We start from the raw sequence: 18,505 nt of genomic DNA on the forward strand, positions 1-18,505 counted from the left end.
TAGATCCTGTTCTAAGCTCTCTGTCGTGTTGTACATGGAAAAGGCCAAGGAGTTTGCATGGTGGTTCCCGGATTGAAAGTAGTAATGGCCTTGAGTGTCGTCACCCTGCTGACGGCTTGCGACGAGAAAAAACCCGTGCAGGAATACCTGCCCCGGGTGTTCGTACAAGTCGTCAAACCAGCGGATTACGCGGCCTCGGTTACCCTCACAGGTGATATCCAGGCACGGATACAGACGGAGCTGTCTTTTCGTGTGGGTGGCAAGATCATCCAGCGTTCGGTTGACGTCGGTGATCGAGTGACAGCCAAGCAAGTGCTGGCCCGGCTCGACCCGAAAGATTTGCAGACCAGTGTTGATTCGGCCCAGGCGCAAGTCGTCGCCGAACAGGCGCGGGTGACGCAGAGTGCGGCGGCGTTCGTGCGTCAGCAAAAATTGCTGCCCAAGGGCTACACCAGTCAGAGCGAATACGACTCGGCCCAGGCCGCCTTGCACAGTAGTCAGAGTGCCTTGAGCGCCGCCCAGGCGCAGTTGGCCAATGCCAAGGATCAGCTGAGCTATACGGCACTGATCGCCGATGCACCGGGGATCATTACCGAGCGCCAGGCGGAAGTCGGCCAGGTGGTGCAGGCGACCATGCCGGTCTTCAGCCTGGCCCGTGACGGCGATCGGGATGCGGTATTCAACGTGTATGAATCACTGCTGGCCGAGAAGCCGAAAGATCAAACCATCGTCCTCAGTCTGCTCGACAACCCGGCGATCAAAACCACCGGCACCGTGCGCGAAGTCACCCCCTCTGTATCGGCGCAATCCGGCACCGTGCAGGTCAAGGTCGGCCTCGACAAACTGCCCGACGGCATGCAGTTGGGCTCGGTGGTGAGTGCCACGGCCAGGGGATCGGGCAAGTCGGTCGTCGAGTTGCCGTGGTCGGCGCTGACCAAAAACATCAGTGCCCCCGCTGTCTGGATTGTCGACGACAAGGGCAAGGCCCAATTGCATTCGGTCACGGTCAGCCGCTACCTGACCGGCAAGGTCATCATCAGCGACGGCTTGAAGGACGGGGACAAAGTCATCATCGCGGGCGGACAACTCTTGCACCCGGACATGGAAGTCGAAATTGCCGAAAACACTTACAAGGATCTGACGTGGGGAGCCAAGCCATGAAGCCTTTATGGGCGTTGTCCATCGGGCTGGTGCTGAGCGCCTGTTCCAAAAGCGAACCGCCGCCGGCACCGGTACGGCCGGTGCTGTCGATCAAGGTCCAGACCTTGAACGAAGAGGACCTGGGCCGCTTCGCCGGCAGCATCCAGGCGCGCTATGAAACCGATACTGGCTTCCGTGTGGGCGGGCGAATCGCCAGCCGTAACGTCGATGTTGGCACCGAGGTGGAGAAGGGTACGCTGCTCGCCACCCTCGATCCTTCCGACCAGCAGAACCAATTGCGCTCGGCCCAGGGCGACCTGGCGAAAATCCAGGCGCAACTGATCAACGCCAAGGCCACGGCCCAGCGTCAGCAAGCCTTGTTTGACCGCGGGGTCGGTGCGCAAGCGCAACTCGACGAGGCCAACACGGACCTGAAAACCACCCAGGCCTCACTCGATCAGGCCCGGGCGGCCGTCAACCAGAGCAAGGACCAACTGGGCTACACCGAGCTGCGCGCCGACCATAAAGCCGTGGTCACCCAGTGGAGCGCCGAGGCCGGGCAAGTGGTGTCGGCCGGCCAGCAAGTGGTGACCCTGGCGCAACCGGACATCAAGGAAGCGGTGATCGACCTGCCCGATACGCTGGTCGATCAACTGCCCAGCGATGTGGTGTTCTTGGTCGCTGCGCAACTTGATCCGAGCATCAACACCACCGCCATCATCCGCGAAATCGAACCTAAGGCTCAAAGCGCCACACGCACCCGTCGCGCTCGCCTGACCCTGGCCGAAACGCCACCCGGCTTTCGCTTGGGTACGGCCATCAGCGTCTCCCTGAGCTCGGCGATCAAGCCGCGTATAGAGTTGCCGGTCACCGCGCTGCAGGAGGTCGATGGCAAGCCACGCATCTGGGTGATTGATGCACAGAGTAAAACCGTCTCCCCCCGTGACGTCACCGTGATCAGCCGCACCGACAGCACTGTGGTGCTGGCCGACGGCGTGAAGAACGGCGAGCGGGTGGTCAGTGCCGGTGTGAACAGCCTCAAACCGGGGCAACAAGTGAAAATCGACGAGGACAGTCAATGAAAGGGCCTTTCAACCTCTCGGAATGGGCCCTCAAGCATCAGTCGTTCATCTGGTATCTGATGTTCGTCGCATTGCTGATGGGTGTGTTCTCATACTTCAACCTGGGGCGCGAAGAAGACCCTTCGTTCACCATCAAAACCATGGTGATCCAGAGCAAATGGCCGGGGGCGACCCAGGAGGAAACCCTCAAGCAGATCACCGACCGGATCGAGAAAAAGCTCGAAGAGCTCGACTCCCTCGACTACGTGAAAAGCTACACGCGGCCTGGTGAATCCACGGTGTACGTGTACCTGCGCGACACCACCAGCTCCAAGGACATCCCGGAGATCTGGTACCAGGTACGCAAGAAGATCAACGACATCAAATACCAGTTCCCGCAAGGCATACAGGGGCCGTCGTTCAACGACGAGTTCGGCGACGTCTTCGGCTCGATCTACGCCTTCACCGCCGACGGCCTGACCCTGCGTCAGTTGCGCGACTACGTGGAACAGGCGCGCATGGAAATTCGCGGCGTGCCGGGGCTGGGCAAGATCGAAATGGTCGGCCAGCAGGATGAAGTGCTGTACCTGAATTTCTCCACACGCAAACTCGCAGCGCTGGGCATCGATGAGCGTCAGGTGGTGCAGAGCCTGCAAAGCCAGAACGCCGTGACCCCGGCTGGTGTCATCGAGGCCGGGCCAGAGCGGATTTCGGTGCGCACTTCAGGGAAGTTCGCTTCGGAGAAAGACCTGGCCGAGGTCAACCTCAAGCTCAACGACCGCTACTATCGTCTGGCCGACATTGCCGAAATCAGTCGCGGCTATGTCGATCCGGCCTCGCCGGAATTCCGCTACAACGGCAAGCAGGCCATCGGCCTGGCGATTGCCATGCAAAAGGGTGGCAACGTCCAGGCGTTCGGCAAGGCCTTGCACGCCCGTATGGACCAGTTGACCGCCGACCTGCCGGTGGGGGTCGGCATTCACAACGTTTCCGACCAGGCGGTGGTGGTGGAAGAGGCCGTCGGCGGCTTTACCAGTGCCTTGTTCGAGGCAGTGGTGATCGTGCTGCTGGTCAGCTTCGTCAGCCTTGGCGTGCGCGCCGGGCTGGTGGTGGCATGCTCGATCCCGTTGGTGCTGGCGATGGTGTTCGTGTTCATGGAATACAGCGGCATCACCATGCAACGGATTTCCCTCGGTGCACTGATCATCGCCCTCGGCCTGCTGGTGGACGATGCGATGATCACCGTTGAGATGATGGTCACCCGTCTGGAATTGGGCGAGACCAAGGAGCAGGCGGCGACCTTCGCCTACACCTCCACGGCGTTCCCGATGCTCACCGGTACGCTGGTCACCGTGGCGGGCTTTGTGCCAATCGGCTTGAACGCCAGCTCCGCCGGTGAATACACCTACACCCTGTTTGCGGTAATTGCCTGTGCGATGCTGGTGTCGTGGGTGGTGGCGGTCCTGTTTGCGCCGGTGATCGGCGTGCACATCCTCAGCACCAACGTGAAACCCCATGAAGGCGAACCCGGGCGCATCGGCAAGGCGTTCAACGGCGGGCTGCTGTGGTGCATGCGCAATCGCTGGTGGGCCATTGGCATCACCGTGCTGTGCTTTGTACTGGCGGTGTTCAGCATGCGCTACGTGCAGAACCAGTTCTTCCCGTCTTCGGATCGCCCGGAAATCCTGGTGGACCTGAACCTGCCGCAAAACGCCTCGCTCGACGAAACCCGCCGGGCCGTCGATCGCCTCGAAGCCACGCTCAAGGACGATCCGGACATCGTGCGCTGGAGCACCTACGTCGGTCAGGGCGCGATCCGTTTCTATCTGCCACTGGACCAACAACTGCAAAACCCGTTCTACGCGCAGTTGGTGATCGTCAGCAAAGGCCATACCCGTGAAGCCATGATGCAGAAGCTTCGTGAGCGCTTGCGCAACGACTTCGTCGGCATCGGCAGTTATGTCCAGGCACTGGAAATGGGCCCGCCGGTAGGGCGTCCGATCCAGTACCGGGTCAGCGGCAAGGACATCGACCAGGTGCGCCGACATGCCATCGACCTGGCCACGGAGCTGGACAAGAACCCGCACATTGGCGAGATCATCTACGACTGGAACGAGCCGGGCAAAGTCCTGCGCATCGACATCGCCCAGGACAAGGCGCGGCAGTTGGGGCTGTCTTCCGAGGACGTGGCCAACCTGATGAACGGCATCGTCAGCGGCCAGACGGTGACACAGGTCGATGACGACATTTACCTGATCAACGTGGTCGGTCGCGCGGTGGATTCCGAACGCGGTACGCCGGAAACCCTGCAGAACCTGCAAATCGTCACGCCTAGCGGCACGTCGATTCCGCTGCTGGCATTCGCCACGGTGCGCTACGAACTGGAGCAACCGCTGGTGTGGCGGCGCGATCGCCTGCCGACTATCACCATCAAGGCAGCGATTCGTGACGAGATCCAGCCGACGGACCTGGTGAAAATCCTCAAGCCATCCATCGACGCTTTCGCTGCCAAACTGCCGGCGGGCTACAAGGTCGCCACCGGTGGTACGGTGGAGGAAAGCGGCAAGGCCCAGGGCCCGATTGCCAAGGTGGTGCCGCTGATGCTGTTCATGATGGCGACCTTCCTGATGATCCAGCTGCACAGCGTGCAGAAGCTGTTCCTGGTGGCCAGTGTTGCGCCGCTGGGGCTGATCGGCGTGGTGATCGCGCTGGTGCCGACGGGCACGCCGATGGGCTTCGTGGCGATCCTCGGGATTCTGGCGCTGATCGGTATCATCATCCGTAACTCGGTGATCCTGGTGACCCAGATCGAAGAGTACGAGCAGAAGGGCTACGCGCCGTGGGATGCGGTGGTACAGGCCACCGAACATCGACGTCGGCCGATCCTGCTGACCGCGGCGGCGGCGAGCATGGGGATGATCCCGATTGCCCGGGAAGTGTTCTGGGGGCCGATGGCCTACGCAATGATCGGCGGGATCGTCATCGCCACCTTGCTGACGCTGCTGTTTTTGCCGGCGCTGTATGTGGCCTGGTACAAGATTCGCGAGCCGAAGAAAGAGGCGCAGTAAAGGCGAGCGCTTCGCGCTCTTCGCGAGCAGGCTCGCTCCCACAGGTTGACCGCGTTCAACTGTGCGAGCCAGCTCGCGATGGTGCCCGAATTTGACTACACAGCCTTACGCCAGACACTCGCCAACCAAGGCTGCTGCTCCCGCGGCAGCCCTGCCGGCCGGTAGTAATGCTCAAGCTCCACAAACCCCGCCTCGATCAACAATTGCTGCCAGGCCGCCAGGTCGTGATACGACCCATAACGCGGCCCGTTCCAGCCTTCCTGATTCTCGCCACGGGGATTGGAACTGAACAACACCCCACCCGGTTTCAGCGCTCCCCACAACTGCTTCAACACCCGCGGTAATTCCTGACGCGGAACATGAAACAGCACCGCGTTGGCAAAAATCCCGTCGAAACGCTCGGCCGGCAGATCAAGCTTCAAGAAGTCCTGCTGCCACACCTCGCACCCGCTGTCCTCACGGGCCATCTGCGCGAATTTTTCCGAACCGTCGAGGCCGACTGCCTTGTGGCCCATACGGGTGAAGGTCTGCAAATCCCGACCCGGCCCGCAGCCAAAATCGAGAATGTCGAAAGGCGCCTCGCCCTGAATATGGCGTAACAGGGCATCGATGTTCTGGCTAACGTCGTGATCACGGGTGCCTTCTCGGAAACTTTCGGCCGTCGAGTTGTAGTGGCCCAGGGTCGTGGTGGTGATCTGTTCGAGGTCGTCGGGTGTTTGCTTCATGGTCGGCTGCGCAGGCAATTTGGATTCACCGAATATACGCCATGGCGTCGGGGGCTGCTGCGCAGCCCATCGCGGGCAAGCCCGCTCCCACAGATACCGCGGCGTTTGAATCGGCTCGCTATCCTGTGGGAGCGGGCTTGCCCGCGATGGCTATCTAAAAAACACAGAAAATGTCAGCCCTTCTTCATCCCCAAACACTCAATGGAGTGATCCACCATCGCCTTGGCAATCTCCAGCAAATGCCAGATCGAGTACACCATCGCCCGGTCGGCGCCCTTGAGTTGATCGCCACACTGATACGCCGTGACCGAAGCACAACGCAGCAGGTCGGCGACATAGAGTTGGGTATCTTCAAAACTCACGTCTTTGCTGACGTTGTAGAAGCGCATTTCATCGGGCGCTGTGGGTTGTTTGCCGGTGAGGTGGAAATCAATGGCGCGGTAAAGCGCGGAACGATCTCTGAGCAAATCATCGGTGACGGTTTCGTTGGTGGGATTTTCGGGAGGCGGATCGGGAACGGATTTTTTCATGGGTATTGCTCCTATTGCTGCATGGGAGCCATCACTTATCGCCTACTAAACGATTGGGTGGCGGCTGTACGCAGGTTAGTAGGCCGGTCAATAGGAAAACCGGTGCACCCGAAGGTGCCCCACGCACAGCCACCATATTCTGCATGCGGCAAAATTTGCCGGACATGAGCATGGAATCGCTATGCGCCTATTGTTCCAGGCTACTAAACCCGATCACTGATGAGCAGTGACGGACCGAGACTAGCCACCGGATTTGGCAGGCGCAAGCGAGCGAAATGATCTAGGAAACGTCCTGCAAAGGAAAGGGAACGGGCCTTCGGAATCGCTGATTTTCCTGTGCGAAATATCGCCGGGATCTTCACTTACCGCTTGTTCAACCCCCGCGCCAACCGATCCCCACCCAACTGAATCACCGCCACCACCGCCACCAGCAACACAATCACCGTCAACATGATCTGGCTATCAAACCGCTGATACCCATACCGGTAGGCAATGTCCCCCAACCCACCAGCGCCAATCGCCCCGGCCATGGCCGACGAGTTGATCATGGTCACCAGGGTGATGGTGAACCCGCCAACAATCCCCGGCAGAGCTTCGGGCAACAACACATGCCAGACGATGTGCCAGCGCCGGCAGCCCATGGCTTGCGCCGCCTCGATCAATCCATGATCGACCTCGCGCAAGCTGACCTCGGCAATGCGCGCAAAGAACGGTGTAGCCGCGATGGTCAGCGGCACCACGGCCGCCCATACGCCGTAGGTGGTGCCGACGATCAATCGGGTGAACGGAATCAGCGCCACCATCAAAATCAGGAACGGAATCGAGCGAAACAGATTCACGAATGCGCCCAGTGCGCGGTTCAGCGCCGGGGCTTCGTAGATGCCGCCCTTGGAACTGGTGACCAGGATCACCGCCAGCGGAATGCCCGCCAATAGCGCGATCAACGATGACACGCCGACCATCAGGAACGTGTCGATAAAACCCTGCAGCAAGCGATCAAACCACATAGCCCAGTACCTCCACTTGTTGCGCCCAGTGCCCGGCGCGTTGACGCAAGTCCTCGGCACCGAGAGTCGAGCCGGTCACCGCCAGCAGCAGTTGCCCGAGGGCATGGCCCTGAATCCGTTCCACGCCGCCTTGCAGCAATCGCACACGGCCTCCGAGGGAGCTGAACAGTGCCGCCAGGTCCGGTTCGTCGCGTTGGCTGCCGGTGAACTGCAAGCGCAGGACCACGGCATCGTCCGGGGACTTTGCCTGCGCCTGCAAACGGCTTTGCAGCTCTTTCGGCAATTCGTGTTGCAACGGCGCCAGCAATGTCTTGCTGACCTCGTGCTGCGGATTGCCGAACACTTCCCACACCGGCCCTTGCTCGACGATGCGCCCGTGTTCCAGGACAACCACGCGATCACAGATCTCACGGATCACCGCCATCTCGTGGGTAATCAGCACAATGGTCAGGCCCAGGCGTTGATTGATCTCGCGCAGCAGGCTGAGGATCGATTGCGTGGTCTCCGGGTCGAGCGCCGAGGTGGCTTCGTCGCACAGCAGAATTTCCGGGTTATGCACCAGCGCCCGGGCAATGCCCACGCGCTGTTTCTGTCCGCCGGACAATTGCGCCGGGTAAGCCTTGTGTTTGGCTTGCAGGCCGACCAGCTCCAGCAGTTCGCGGACCTTTTGCTCGCGTTGTTCCTTGGGGACGCCGGCGACTTTCAGCGGCAGCTCGACGTTCTGCCAAACGGTCTTGGCCGACATCAGATTGAAGTGCTGGAAGATCATGCCGATGCGCCGACGCAGCGCCACCAGGCGGTCTTCGTCGAACTCACCGATGTCCACTTGATCGATCAGCACCCGACCGCTGCTCGGCTGTTCCAGGCGATTGATGGTGCGGATCAGCGACGACTTGCCAGCGCCGCTGCGGCCAATGATGCCAAACACTTCGCCGCGCTGGATCGCCAGGTCGATGCCGTGCAACGCGGCCACCGGGCCTTGCTGGCCGTTGTAGGTTTTACCCAGATTGATGAAGCGCACATGAGCACGATTGAGCTCGGGATGCAGCTCGGTTTGTTCAGCACGTTGAGGCTCTGGAAGCTCCAGTCGCCGTTGGATGGCGGCGGTCATGTTCAGCTTTCCCAACCGGCTTGGTAGAGCTTGCCGTGAGCTTTATCCAGTGCCGCGCGAACGGCCGGTGAGTGCTGGTAGATGTCGACGAACTTGATCAGGCGCGGGTCGGTTTTGCTCTTGGGCTGGATCACGAACTGAATCACGTACTCCTTGTGATCGAGGCCGTCGAACAGCAGCGCGGAGCCCGCATCGAAAGTTTTCGACAAGCGAATGTAGGCCGGGTAGCCCTGCACCAGATCGGCATCGTCATAGGCGCGTACCAGTTGCACGGCTTCGACCTGGAGGATCTTGATGTGCTTCGGGTTGGCGATGATGTCTTCTTCGGTGGCCTTGTAGCCGACGCCGGGTTTGAGGGTGATCAGTCCGGCCTTGGCCAGCAGCTGCAAGCCACGGCCGCTGTTGATCGGATCGTTGGCGATGGCCACGCTGGCGCCTTGCGGCAGTTCGTCGAAACTTTTGTATTTCTTCGAGTAGAGGCCGACGTTGTTGATGATGCCAGGTGCGAACGGCACCAGGTCGAAACCTGACGCAGCCTTGGCGTTTTCCAGGAACGGGATGTGCTGGAAGTAGTTCACGTCGATATCACCGGCAGCGAGGCTGACGTTCGGTGCGATCCAGTCGCTGAACTCCACCAGTTCGACTTTCAGGCCTTGTTTGCCGGCTTCTTCGACCGCTGCTTCCAGAGGAATGGCGAAGGCGGCGGTGGTGCCGATTTTCAGTGGGGCGTCGGCGGCGAAGGTCACCGAGCTGAACAGGCCGAGGGCCAGGGCCAGTGCTTTGACTGGGTGGGAGAGGTATTGCTTTTTCATGATGAGTTATCCAGTCAGTGCATAAGGTTTGTGTCGTTTGGTCAGGCCTGCTCGCGAAGCTTTTAGCGGCGGTAAGCCGAGCCGGTGTGCTGCTCAGGCAAATGCGCCTCCCGCTGAAACAGCTTTTCGCGCAAGGTGCCGCTGTCGTACGCCGTCTTGTACGAGCCCCGCCGTTGCAACTCGGGAATCACCAGTTCGATGAAGTCCTCATAGCTTTCCGGCGTGACGATGCGGGTCAGGTTGAAGCCATCCAGCCCGGTTTCGGCGATCCACGACTCCAGTTCATCCGCCACTTGCTGCGGTGAGCCGACCACGGTGATGTAGCGACCGCCGAGGGCGTGTTGTTCCAGTAATTTGCGCCGGGTCCAGTCGTTGTTTTGCAGGTGTTTGGTGGCGGACTGGATCGCGTTGCTCTTCACGTACTGGATCGGTTTGTCAATTTCATATTGGGAAAAATCGATCCCGGTGGACGCCGAGAAGTGCGCAACACCGGCCTCTGCACTGGCGTAGCTCAAGTATTCGGCGTGCTTGGCCCAGGCCAGCTCTTCGGTGGCGCCAACGATCACGTTCAGGCCCATGAACACCTTGATGTCCTCGGGATTGCGCCCGGCTTCGACGGCGCTGGCGCGCACCTTGTCCACTTGGGCCTTGGTCGATGCCTTGGTCTGGCCACTGATGAACACACACTCGGCATGCCGCCCGGCGAACAGCAAGCCGCGATCCGAACTGCCGGCCTGGAACAGCACCGGCGTGCGCTGCGGCGAGGGTTCGCACAGGTGATAACCCTCGACCTGATAGAACTCGCCCTTGTGCTCGACCTTGTGCACTTTGTCCGGCTGCGCGTAGATCCGTTGCCGTGGATCGTTGAGCACTGCGCCGTTTTCCCAACTGCCTTCCAGGAGTTTGTAGAGCACCTCCAGGTACTCGTCGGCCTGGTCATAGCGGCGGTCATGCTCGACCTGTTCGCTCAGGCCCATTGCCTTGGCGGCGCTGTCGAGATAGCCGGTGACGATGTTCCAGCCGACCCGCCCACGGCTCAGGTGATCCAGCGTCGACAGGCGGCGGGCAAACAGATACGGCGCTTCGTAGGTGAGGTTGGCGGTCAGGCCGAAACCGAGGTTTTTCGTCACCGCCGCCATCGCTGAAACCAGCAACAGCGGGTCATTGACCGGCAACTGGATCGACTCTTTCAGCGGTACGTCCACCGAGTTCTGGTAGACGTCGTAGACCCCGACGATGTCGGCGATGAACAGGCCGTCGAATAACCCGCGCTCCAGCAACTGCGCCAGTTCGGTCCAGTATTCGAGGGTGTTGTAGCGAGTTGATGTGTCGCGCGGGTGCGTCCACAAACCGTGGTTGATGTGCCCGATGCAATTCATGTTGAAGGCATTGAGCAGAATTTTCTTCTTGGCCATCAGATGGTCCCCCGCAGCGGCGGGTTTTCATCGTTGAGGTAGTAATTGCCGACGGCGTGGTACTTCCAGCGCACCGGGTCGTGCAGGGTATGCACCCGGGCGTTGCGCCAGTGACGGTCGAGGCCGTGTTCGATCAGGGTCGCCTGGCTTCCGGCCAGTTCGAACAGCGTGCTGCCGGCGGCCAGGGAGATTTCGGTGCTGAGGGCACGGGCTTCGGCGACGGCAATCGACGCAGCCGCGACGGTCTGTGCATGGGTGTCGGCCTGGGCCTTGTCGAGGTATTCACCGGCACGTTCCAGCAGCGCCTCGGCGGCGTGCAGGCGAATGCTCAGGTGGCCGAAGCTCTTGAGGGTCAGCGGATCGTCCGTGGCTTTTTCGTGGGTGGCGTCGATCCAAGGCCGGGTTTTCGTGCGCACGAAGTGCCGCGCATCTTCATACGCGGCGCGGGCGATGCCGGTGTCGATGGCGGCATGGAGAATCTGCGCCAGCGGACCGACCGGAGTCGGGCGCTCGAAAGCGCTTTGAAAGGGGATCACATCTTCAGCGGCAACAAAGACATCTTCGAACACCACCGAACCGCTACCGGTGGTGCGCTGGCCGAAGCCGCTCCAGTCGTCGATCACGCTCAGGCCGTTGCTGTTGCGCGGGACGAACGCCAGTTGCTGCACGCCGTTTTCATCCACCACCGAGGTGGGAATGCGCTGAGCGTAGATCGCGCCGGTGGCGTAGAACTTGCGACCATTGATCCGATAGCCACTGGCGTCGCGAGTCAGGCTGGTGACGCGATCGTGTGCGGTTTTGGTGCCGAGTTCGGCCAACGCATTGCCGAAGCGCTGACCGGCCAAGACTTCGGCGTACAGGCGTTGCTTCTGCTCGTGGCTGCCGTTCACCCGCAGCACTTCCAATGCGTAAAAATGGTTCTGCGGGATCTGCCCCAGGGAGCCGTCGGCCCGGGCGATCAAGGCGATGACCTTGGCCAGGGTGACGTTGGAAACACCGGCACCGCCGTATTCCTTTGGCACGCTGATGCCCCACAAGCCCGAGCGGGAAAACACCTCCAGTTCCGGGTGTGGCAAACGGCGCTCGCGGTCGCGTGTGGCGCTGTCGCGTCTGAAGTCTTCGGCAAGGTCGCTGGCGACGATCAGGGCTTGCTCATCGCTGGTGATGACCGCGACGTGGTGAGAACTTGTCATGTGTTTCTCCAGATGTCTGGTCGTCAGATCCAGGAATGGCGATTAGGCAGCGTGCCGTTGAGGCGATAGGCGCCGACCGCGTGATACTTCCAGCGCACCGGATCGTGCAGGGTGTGCACCCGAGCGTTGCGCCAGTGGCGGTCGAGGTTGAATTCGGCGAGGGTCGCGCGGCTGCCGGCCAGTTCGAAGAGCTTTTCGCTGGCCAGCAACGAAATCTCGGTGGTCAGCACTTTGGCTTCGGCCACGGCAATCGAGGCACGGGCGGCGGACTCGGCGGTGAAGGGGGCGGCGCTGACTTCATCGAGCACTTGCCCGGCCTTGCGCAGCAGCGCTTCGGCGGCGTGCAATTCGATTTTCAACTTGCCGATATCGGCGATCACGTAAAGGTCATCGCTGGCCCGTTCGACCTTGGCGTCGATCCATGGCCGGGCGCGGGTTTTCACGAAGTCGATGGCGTCGTCGATGGCGCCTCGGGCGATACCGGCGTCGATGGCCGCTTGAATCAGTTGCGAGACGGCACCCTGGATGTTCGGCGTGTCGTTGATCCGCCAGTTATCCACCACCAGTTCGGGATCGGCCTGCACGTTGTTGAGCAAAATCGTGCCGCTGGCGGTGGTGCGCTGACCAAAACCGGACCAGTCATCGACGATGCGCAATCCCGGTGTGCCGCGCCGGATGAACGCCAACACTTGTTTGCCGTCATCGTTCAACGCTTTGACCGCGACCCAATGGGCGAACAGTGCGCCAGTGGAATAGAACTTCTGACCATTGAGGACGCCGTCAGCGGTGATGCGTGCCTTCAGTTCCAGGGTGTTTTTGGTGCCGCGTTCCGGTCCGGCATTGCCGATGCGCCAGCCATCCAGGACGCTTTTGAACAGCAGATTTTTCTGTGCTTCGGTGGCGCTGCCGAGTACCAGGTTCAGAATGCCGAACTGGTTTTGCGGGATCTGCCCAAGCGCCGGGTCGGCCGCGGAAATGATCGCGAAAACCTCGGCCAGGGTAACGAACGAAACCTGCGGGCCACCGTACTCGCGGGGAATGGAAATGCTGCCCAGGCCGCTGCGGGTGAACTGTTCGATTTCCACCCACGGCAGCTTGCGCTGCCGGTCACGTTTGGCCGCTTGCAGGCGGGCGACTTGCGCCAGTTCGTGGGCCGCCTTGATGGCTTGAGCATCGTTGCGCAAGACTTGTGCGGGCAACAACAGCGGGGCGATGTCCAGGTCACTCTGGACGATTGCATCTGCCAGACTGGACATCAGTGCCGCTCCTTGGCTGCACGCAATGCCCTGGCGATCTGCACTGGGGTGATTGTGTTCCGGACCATACCTACCTCACATCTTATGGAAGCGCCGCTTGTGGCCGCGCATGAAAACAAGGATGTCCGGTGGTCCGGTGTATATACCCTAAACGTGTATAAATATTTTATGAACTAACTTTTAGGAATATACATAGAAGGGTGTTCTCGGGGGGGGGCGCAATCCCTGTGGCAAGCCCCTTCGCCACAGGGGTTGTGATCATTTTTCGCGGGGTTCAGCAGCCTTGAGGGGCTGCTTCTTCGGGACTTTCAGATAGGTATTTGCACAACCAATCTTCAGCGTACGGGCCGGCGCCCAGCGGGAGTTGTTGCCCACCCGGTCGAGAATGCAGTACGTCACCTCCAGCCGCAGGTCTTCGCCGGCTTCGAGGATGATGGCCGGCGGTATCCAGACCTGAATCGGCTGGCCCACATCGGCGGACTTGAGCCGTGGCAGATCCATGCGCACATCGCCCCAGCGCAGGGTGATTTCGTCGTCGACGGCCATGTTCAGGTACGGCTCGATGGTCAAGGGCACACCGCGTTTGACCTGACTCGGATTGACCCCCTGACGGCGAATCGCCTCGGGAATGCTCACCGGTGCCAGGCACTGGTTTTCATCGCCGCACAGCGCGGAGGGTTGGCCGCCAGGGCAGTCGAGTTTGATCTGCACGTTTCGACTGGCCGAAACCACCGGGTCTCGACCAATCTGCATGACCCGGTAGTAAATGCGCGAAGTACCGTTGGCGACAAAACTTTCAGGCACGCGCAACTGCACCGATCGACCGACATCGCTGGCCGTCAGCACGCGGGAGGCCACGTAGCAGTTGTCCCAGAACAGTTCGATCAGGTCGCCTTCGTCCATGGCGGGGTAGGGCGCTACCTCGATCAGCAAGTGAGCCGCACAAGTGACGTTGATGCCGGTCTTGTTGGATTGCGCCAGGGTCGGGGCCACAAGCCCGGATTTGTTCGAGGTGCTTTTCATGAGGTCTCCTTGAGGTTTTGCAACGAAGTCCGTTTCTGGAATATCAAAAAACTAATAGTCGAACAGAAAACCGTTCATTACTTTGAGTTTAAATAATGATTGAAGCGTGATGAGTATCGCTGGCTGGAGACTAGATAAGAGCCAGGAAGATCAGGTGTCAATAAGATTTGTTAGTTGTGGGTGGTGCGTGGTGCTATTCAGAAAGTTCCTACGATCACAAGTAAGTAAACCACGCCGTTGCGTCGAATTTATCTGCTGAAATCGGGGGGATACGGGCGGGTTTGTGCAAGTCACAAGCACTGTCTTGCGATGGGTGATCTGATTGGATTAGAGATTTTTAATTGTGGAGATGCATATGTATGTGCCGCGTGCGCGCACAAGATATGCATCTCGAATAGATAAGTTTAGTTTGATATTAATGACGCGTATTTCGAGGGGGTAGGTAACTTCCATCCGTGGAAGATTACCGTTGTTGCGCAGGATTATTAGTTGTGAGCGTTATTCAGGAACTTGCTCAGGAACTGTTTGGTTCGTTCTTCTTTCGGGTTGGCAAACAACGCCTTCGCTTCGCCTTGCTCGACGATCACACCCTTGTCGAAAAACACCACACGGTTGGCCACGTCCCGGGCAAAGCCCATTTCGTGGGTGACGATCACCATGGTGCGCTTCTCTTCGGCCAGGCCGCGGATGGTTGCCAATACCTCGCCCACCAGTTCCGGGTCGAGGGCCGAGGTCGGCTCATCGAACAGGATCACTTCCGGCTCCATCGCCAGCGCCCGGGCAATCGCCACGCGCTGTTGCTGGCCACCGGAGAGGCGACGCGGGTAAGCGTCCTCCTTGCCCGCCAGACCGACCTTGGCCAACAGTTTTTTACCCAGGGCAACGGCTTCGGCATGTGGGGTCTTCTTGACCACGATCGGGCCTTCGATGACGTTTTCCAGGGCGGTGCGATGGGGGAACAGGTTGAAGTTCTGGAACACGAAACCTACGTGCTGGCGCAAACGCCGCACCAGGCTCTGCTGCTGGTTCAGGGGACGGCTGGTATCGACTTCGATATCGCCGACCTTGATCCGGCCGCTGGTGGGTTCTTCCAGAAAATTCAGGCAGCGCAGGAAGGTGGTCTTGCCCGAACCGCTAGGGCCGATGATCGCGACCACCTCGCCTTCCTTGACCTCAAGATCGATGCCGTTGAGCACGACTTGACCCTTGAACTGCTTTGTCAGTTTTTCCACGACAATCATCGGGTCAGGACTCCTGGTCGTGCCGATTGACCCGCGCTTCCAGCTGGTTCTGCAGGTGCGAAAGCACCGTGGCCAGGACCCAGTAGATCAGTGCGGCGGCAAGATACATGGTGAAGATTTCGAAAGTACGGGCGGTGATCAGCTGCGCCTGACGGAACAGTTCCGGCACCTGGATGGTAGCGGCCAGCGCGGTGTCCTTGACCAGCGAAATGAAGCTGTTGCCCAGCGGCGGCAATGCGGTACGCATCGCCTGCGGCAGGATGGCCCGGCGCAGGGTTTGCGCGCGGGTCATGCCGATACTGGCAGCCGCTTCCCACTGGCCGCGCTCGATGGAGCTGATCGCGGCACGCAGGATTTCACAGGCGTAGGCGGCCATGTTCAGCGAGAAGCCGATCAGGGCCGCCGGCAGCGGATCCAGTTCCAGACCCAATTGCGGCAAGCCGTAGTAGATCACGAACAGTTGCACCAGCAACGGCGTGCCGCGAAAGAACGACACGTAGATGCGGGCGATCCAGCTCACCAGTTTGAAGCGCGACAGGCGCATCAGCGCCAGGCCGAAGCCCATCACCAGGCCGAAGAACATCCCGCCGAGGCTGAGGATCACCGTGTAGTACGCGCCCTTGAGCAGAAAGGGCGCGGAGTCCAGTGCGAGTTGGAAAGCTTCTCCCATTATTGAGTGACGTCTGCGTTGAAGTATTTTTCCGAGAGCTTTTTCAGGGTGCCATCGGCGCGCAGCTTATCGATTGCCTTGTTCACCGCGGCCAGCAGTTCAGGCTCGCCTTTACGCAGGGCAATACCGGCTTCCTGACGGGAGAACGCATCACCGGCGGCGGTGGTGTCCTTGGCCTTCTTGGCGTATTCCAGCGCGGCGAGGCGGTCGATCAAAATGGCGTCGATACGGCCGACACGCAGGTCCTGGAACTTGGTCGGATCATCTTCGTAGGTGCGGATGTCAGCGGTCGGCACATTGGCTTTCACCCACTCTTCGTAGTTGGTGCCCAGGCCTACGCCGACTTTCTTGCCAGACAGGTCAGCGGCGGACTTGATGTTCAGCTCGGCGGCCTTCTTTGTCAGCACCAGCGCCTGAATCCCGGAAACGGTGTACGGCTCGGAGAAGTCATACTTCTTCTTGCGCTCTTCGGAGATGGTCACCTGGTTGATCACTGCGTCCAGACGCTTGGATTCCAGGGCCGCGAGGATGCCGTCCCATTTGGTCGGTTGCAGTTTGACTTTGACACCCAGCTCTTTGGCCAGGGCTTCGGAGAACTCGACTTCGAAGCCGGTCAGTTTGCCGTCTGCATCGACGAAACTGAACGGTGGGTAGGTGCCTTCCAGGCCAACGTTGATCACGCCGGCGTCTTTGATTTTTTGCAGTTGCTCACCGGCAACCGCCTGGCCAATCAGGCCGGCGCTCAGTGCCAGGCCCAGCGAGCCCATCAGCAGATTGCGACGTAATGCGGAAAAATTCATGACAAGCCCCTGTGTTTTCTTATGGAAGACGCTTTAGGAAAGTTGGCAAATTCGGGATTTGGACGACTGCGATATCCTGCCCTAATGCAGCTTATGCGTCTCGCTGCAAATTCGCCTGCGGCGTGACTATAAGATGATGCCGTTAGATAGGAAAATAATAAATATACTATTTGTTATTCTTATATTGAATATGCCGCGATCCATCTGTGGCGAGGGAGCTTGCTCCCGCTCGGCTGCTGCGCAACCGAGCGGGAGCAAGCTCCCTCGCCACAGGCAAGCTCTCTGCCGCTCAAGCGCGTCAACCCGTCAGATAATCCTTATAGGCAAACAAAGCCGGCGCCCCGCCGGTGTGCAGGAAGATAATCGGACCCTCGTCGAAACGCTGACGGCCGATCCCGTCCAGCAAGCCCGCCATGGCCTTGCCAGTGTAGACCGGGTCCAGCAGCAAGCCTTCCTGACTCGCCAGCAGCTTCACCGCTGCCAGTGTGCCGGCATTCGGCTCGCCATAACGCGGGGCGAAATACTCGTCCCACAACTCGACCTTGAAAGCGTCCGGCAGGCTGACGCCCAGCAACTCGGCCGTGCGTTCGGCCAGGCCTTGAACCTTTGGCCGCTGATCTTCATCGCTGCGCGAAACCGTCACGCCGATCACTGGCAGATCCGGCAGTGCTTCACTCAAGGCCAGTGCCAGGCCGCTGTGGGTACCGGCGCTGCCCGAGGCCAGGACCACGGCGGCGAACTTCAGGCCGGTGTCCTTGATCTGCTCGGCCAGTTCCAGCCCGGCGCGCACGTAGCCCAAGGCGCCCAGCGCATTGGAGCCACCGACCGGCACCAGGTACGGCTTCTTGCCGTTGCTGCGCAGTCGGTTGGCCAGGGCTTGCAATTGTTCGTCGGCGTTGTCGAGGTTTTCCACCAGTTCGACCTTGGCATCGAACAGGTCGAGCAGCAGCCGGTTGCCGTTGCCGGTGTAATTGCTGTCGTCAGTGCCGAGGGGGTTTTCCAGAAGGGCTACGCAACCCAGACCCAACTTGGCGGCAATGGCGGCTGTCTGGCGAACGTGGTTCGATTGCAGCGCGCCCGCCGTGATCAAGGTGTCGGCGCCCTGGGCCAAGGCATCGGCGGCCAGGTATTCGAGTTTGCGCAGCTTGTTGCCGCCCATTGCCAGCGGCGTCAGGTCATCGCGCTTGACGTACAGGTCGCGGCCCAGCCAGGTCGACAGGCGTTCGAGTTTTTCCAGGGCGGTGGGCTGACCGAGCAGGTCGAGGCGGTTAAAGCGGGCGAGCTGTTGTTTGATCATGAGTCCGTACTGGCGGTTGAAGATCTCAGGACTATAGGCACGCCAAAAAGTTGGGGCAACCGTCAATCGCTTATAGCCAATCGAACTGAGCACAGCACTATTGGTTCTTAATTTGCCTCGCGGCCCTTGCCGTAAAGTAATCGCCGTCAGTGCGGC

At 60.1% G+C, this 18,505-nt stretch carries 16 protein-coding genes; 3 read left to right on the forward strand and 13 right to left on the reverse strand.

What is annotated here, in order from left to right; genetic code table 11:
• Positions 1 to 57: 57 nt before the first annotated feature.
• The 3 genes from AC3ITY_RS00950 to AC3ITY_RS00960 are packed head-to-tail and all read left to right on the forward strand — an operon-like array spanning position 58 to position 5,269.
• Complete coding sequence (locus AC3ITY_RS00950) at positions 58 to 1,161, forward strand: efflux RND transporter periplasmic adaptor subunit (RefSeq protein ID WP_489307140.1); 1,104 nt, start codon at positions 58 to 60, stop codon at positions 1,159 to 1,161.
• Complete coding sequence (locus tag AC3ITY_RS00955; protein WP_223536351.1) at positions 1,158 to 2,222, forward strand: efflux RND transporter periplasmic adaptor subunit; 1,065 nt, start codon at positions 1,158 to 1,160, stop codon at positions 2,220 to 2,222. Before AC3ITY_RS00950 ends, AC3ITY_RS00955 begins: the two co-directional genes overlap by 4 nt.
• Positions 2,219 to 5,269 carry an efflux RND transporter permease subunit gene (locus tag AC3ITY_RS00960; RefSeq protein WP_489307143.1) on the forward strand — a complete coding sequence of 1,017 codons (3,051 nt, stop codon included), beginning with the start codon at positions 2,219 to 2,221 and terminating at the stop codon, positions 5,267 to 5,269. Before AC3ITY_RS00955 ends, AC3ITY_RS00960 begins: the two co-directional genes overlap by 4 nt.
• Positions 5,270 to 5,364: 95 nt before the next feature.
• Here AC3ITY_RS00960 and AC3ITY_RS00965 read toward each other — a convergent pair whose 3' ends face one another.
• The 13 genes from AC3ITY_RS00965 to AC3ITY_RS01025 form a co-directional block, all read right to left on the reverse strand.
• On the reverse strand, positions 5,365 to 5,994 hold the full coding sequence (locus tag AC3ITY_RS00965; RefSeq protein ID WP_489307145.1) for a class I SAM-dependent methyltransferase: 630 nt from the start codon (positions 5,992 to 5,994) through the stop codon (positions 5,365 to 5,367).
• A gap of 173 nt (positions 5,995 to 6,167) precedes the next feature.
• Positions 6,168 to 6,524 (reverse strand): DUF6124 family protein, encoded by a 357-nt coding sequence (locus AC3ITY_RS00970; RefSeq protein ID WP_489307146.1) that lies wholly within the window; start codon positions 6,522 to 6,524, stop codon positions 6,168 to 6,170.
• A gap of 362 nt (positions 6,525 to 6,886) precedes the next feature.
• Positions 6,887 to 7,531, reverse strand: a complete 645-nt coding sequence (locus AC3ITY_RS00975; RefSeq protein WP_046040756.1) for a methionine ABC transporter permease — start codon at positions 7,529 to 7,531, stop codon at positions 6,887 to 6,889.
• Positions 7,521 to 8,642, reverse strand: a complete 1,122-nt coding sequence (locus AC3ITY_RS00980; RefSeq protein ID WP_489307148.1) for a methionine ABC transporter ATP-binding protein — start codon at positions 8,640 to 8,642, stop codon at positions 7,521 to 7,523. The genes AC3ITY_RS00975 and AC3ITY_RS00980 overlap by 11 nt, the downstream gene beginning before the upstream one ends.
• A gap of 2 nt (positions 8,643 to 8,644) precedes the next feature.
• Positions 8,645 to 9,454 carry a MetQ/NlpA family ABC transporter substrate-binding protein gene (locus AC3ITY_RS00985; protein ID WP_489307149.1) on the reverse strand — a complete coding sequence of 270 codons (810 nt, stop codon included), beginning with the start codon at positions 9,452 to 9,454 and terminating at the stop codon, positions 8,645 to 8,647.
• Positions 9,455 to 9,516: 62 nt separating this feature from the next.
• Complete coding sequence (locus AC3ITY_RS00990; RefSeq protein WP_489307151.1) at positions 9,517 to 10,869, reverse strand: LLM class flavin-dependent oxidoreductase; 1,353 nt, start codon at positions 10,867 to 10,869, stop codon at positions 9,517 to 9,519.
• Entirely contained in the window at positions 10,869 to 12,062 is a 1,194-nt protein-coding gene (locus AC3ITY_RS00995; RefSeq protein ID WP_489307152.1) for an SfnB family sulfur acquisition oxidoreductase, read from the reverse strand. The genes AC3ITY_RS00990 and AC3ITY_RS00995 overlap by 1 nt, the downstream gene beginning before the upstream one ends.
• A 23-nt stretch (positions 12,063 to 12,085) precedes the next feature.
• Complete coding sequence (locus tag AC3ITY_RS01000; protein ID WP_489307153.1) at positions 12,086 to 13,318, reverse strand: SfnB family sulfur acquisition oxidoreductase; 1,233 nt, start codon at positions 13,316 to 13,318, stop codon at positions 12,086 to 12,088.
• A 258-nt stretch (positions 13,319 to 13,576) separates the two neighbouring features.
• Positions 13,577 to 14,341 (reverse strand): hypothetical protein, encoded by a 765-nt coding sequence (locus tag AC3ITY_RS01005; protein ID WP_489307155.1) that lies wholly within the window; start codon positions 14,339 to 14,341, stop codon positions 13,577 to 13,579.
• A gap of 485 nt (positions 14,342 to 14,826) precedes the next feature.
• Positions 14,827 to 15,582 (reverse strand): L-cystine ABC transporter ATP-binding protein TcyN, encoded by a 756-nt coding sequence (tcyN, locus tag AC3ITY_RS01010; RefSeq protein ID WP_223457335.1) that lies wholly within the window; start codon positions 15,580 to 15,582, stop codon positions 14,827 to 14,829.
• Positions 15,583 to 15,586: 4 nt separating this feature from the next.
• Positions 15,587 to 16,252: a cystine ABC transporter permease gene (tcyL, locus tag AC3ITY_RS01015; protein ID WP_046040764.1), complete on the reverse strand. Its 666-nt coding sequence runs from the start codon at positions 16,250 to 16,252 to the stop codon at positions 15,587 to 15,589.
• Positions 16,252 to 17,052 carry a cystine ABC transporter substrate-binding protein gene (tcyJ, locus tag AC3ITY_RS01020; protein ID WP_489307156.1) on the reverse strand — a complete coding sequence of 267 codons (801 nt, stop codon included), beginning with the start codon at positions 17,050 to 17,052 and terminating at the stop codon, positions 16,252 to 16,254. The genes tcyL and tcyJ overlap by 1 nt, the downstream gene beginning before the upstream one ends.
• A 298-nt stretch (positions 17,053 to 17,350) precedes the next feature.
• Complete coding sequence (locus AC3ITY_RS01025; RefSeq protein WP_489307157.1) at positions 17,351 to 18,349, reverse strand: D-cysteine desulfhydrase; 999 nt, start codon at positions 18,347 to 18,349, stop codon at positions 17,351 to 17,353.
• Positions 18,350 to 18,505 lie beyond the last annotated feature (156 nt).

It is taken from the genome of Pseudomonas sp. GL_091 (assembly GCF_057837725.1).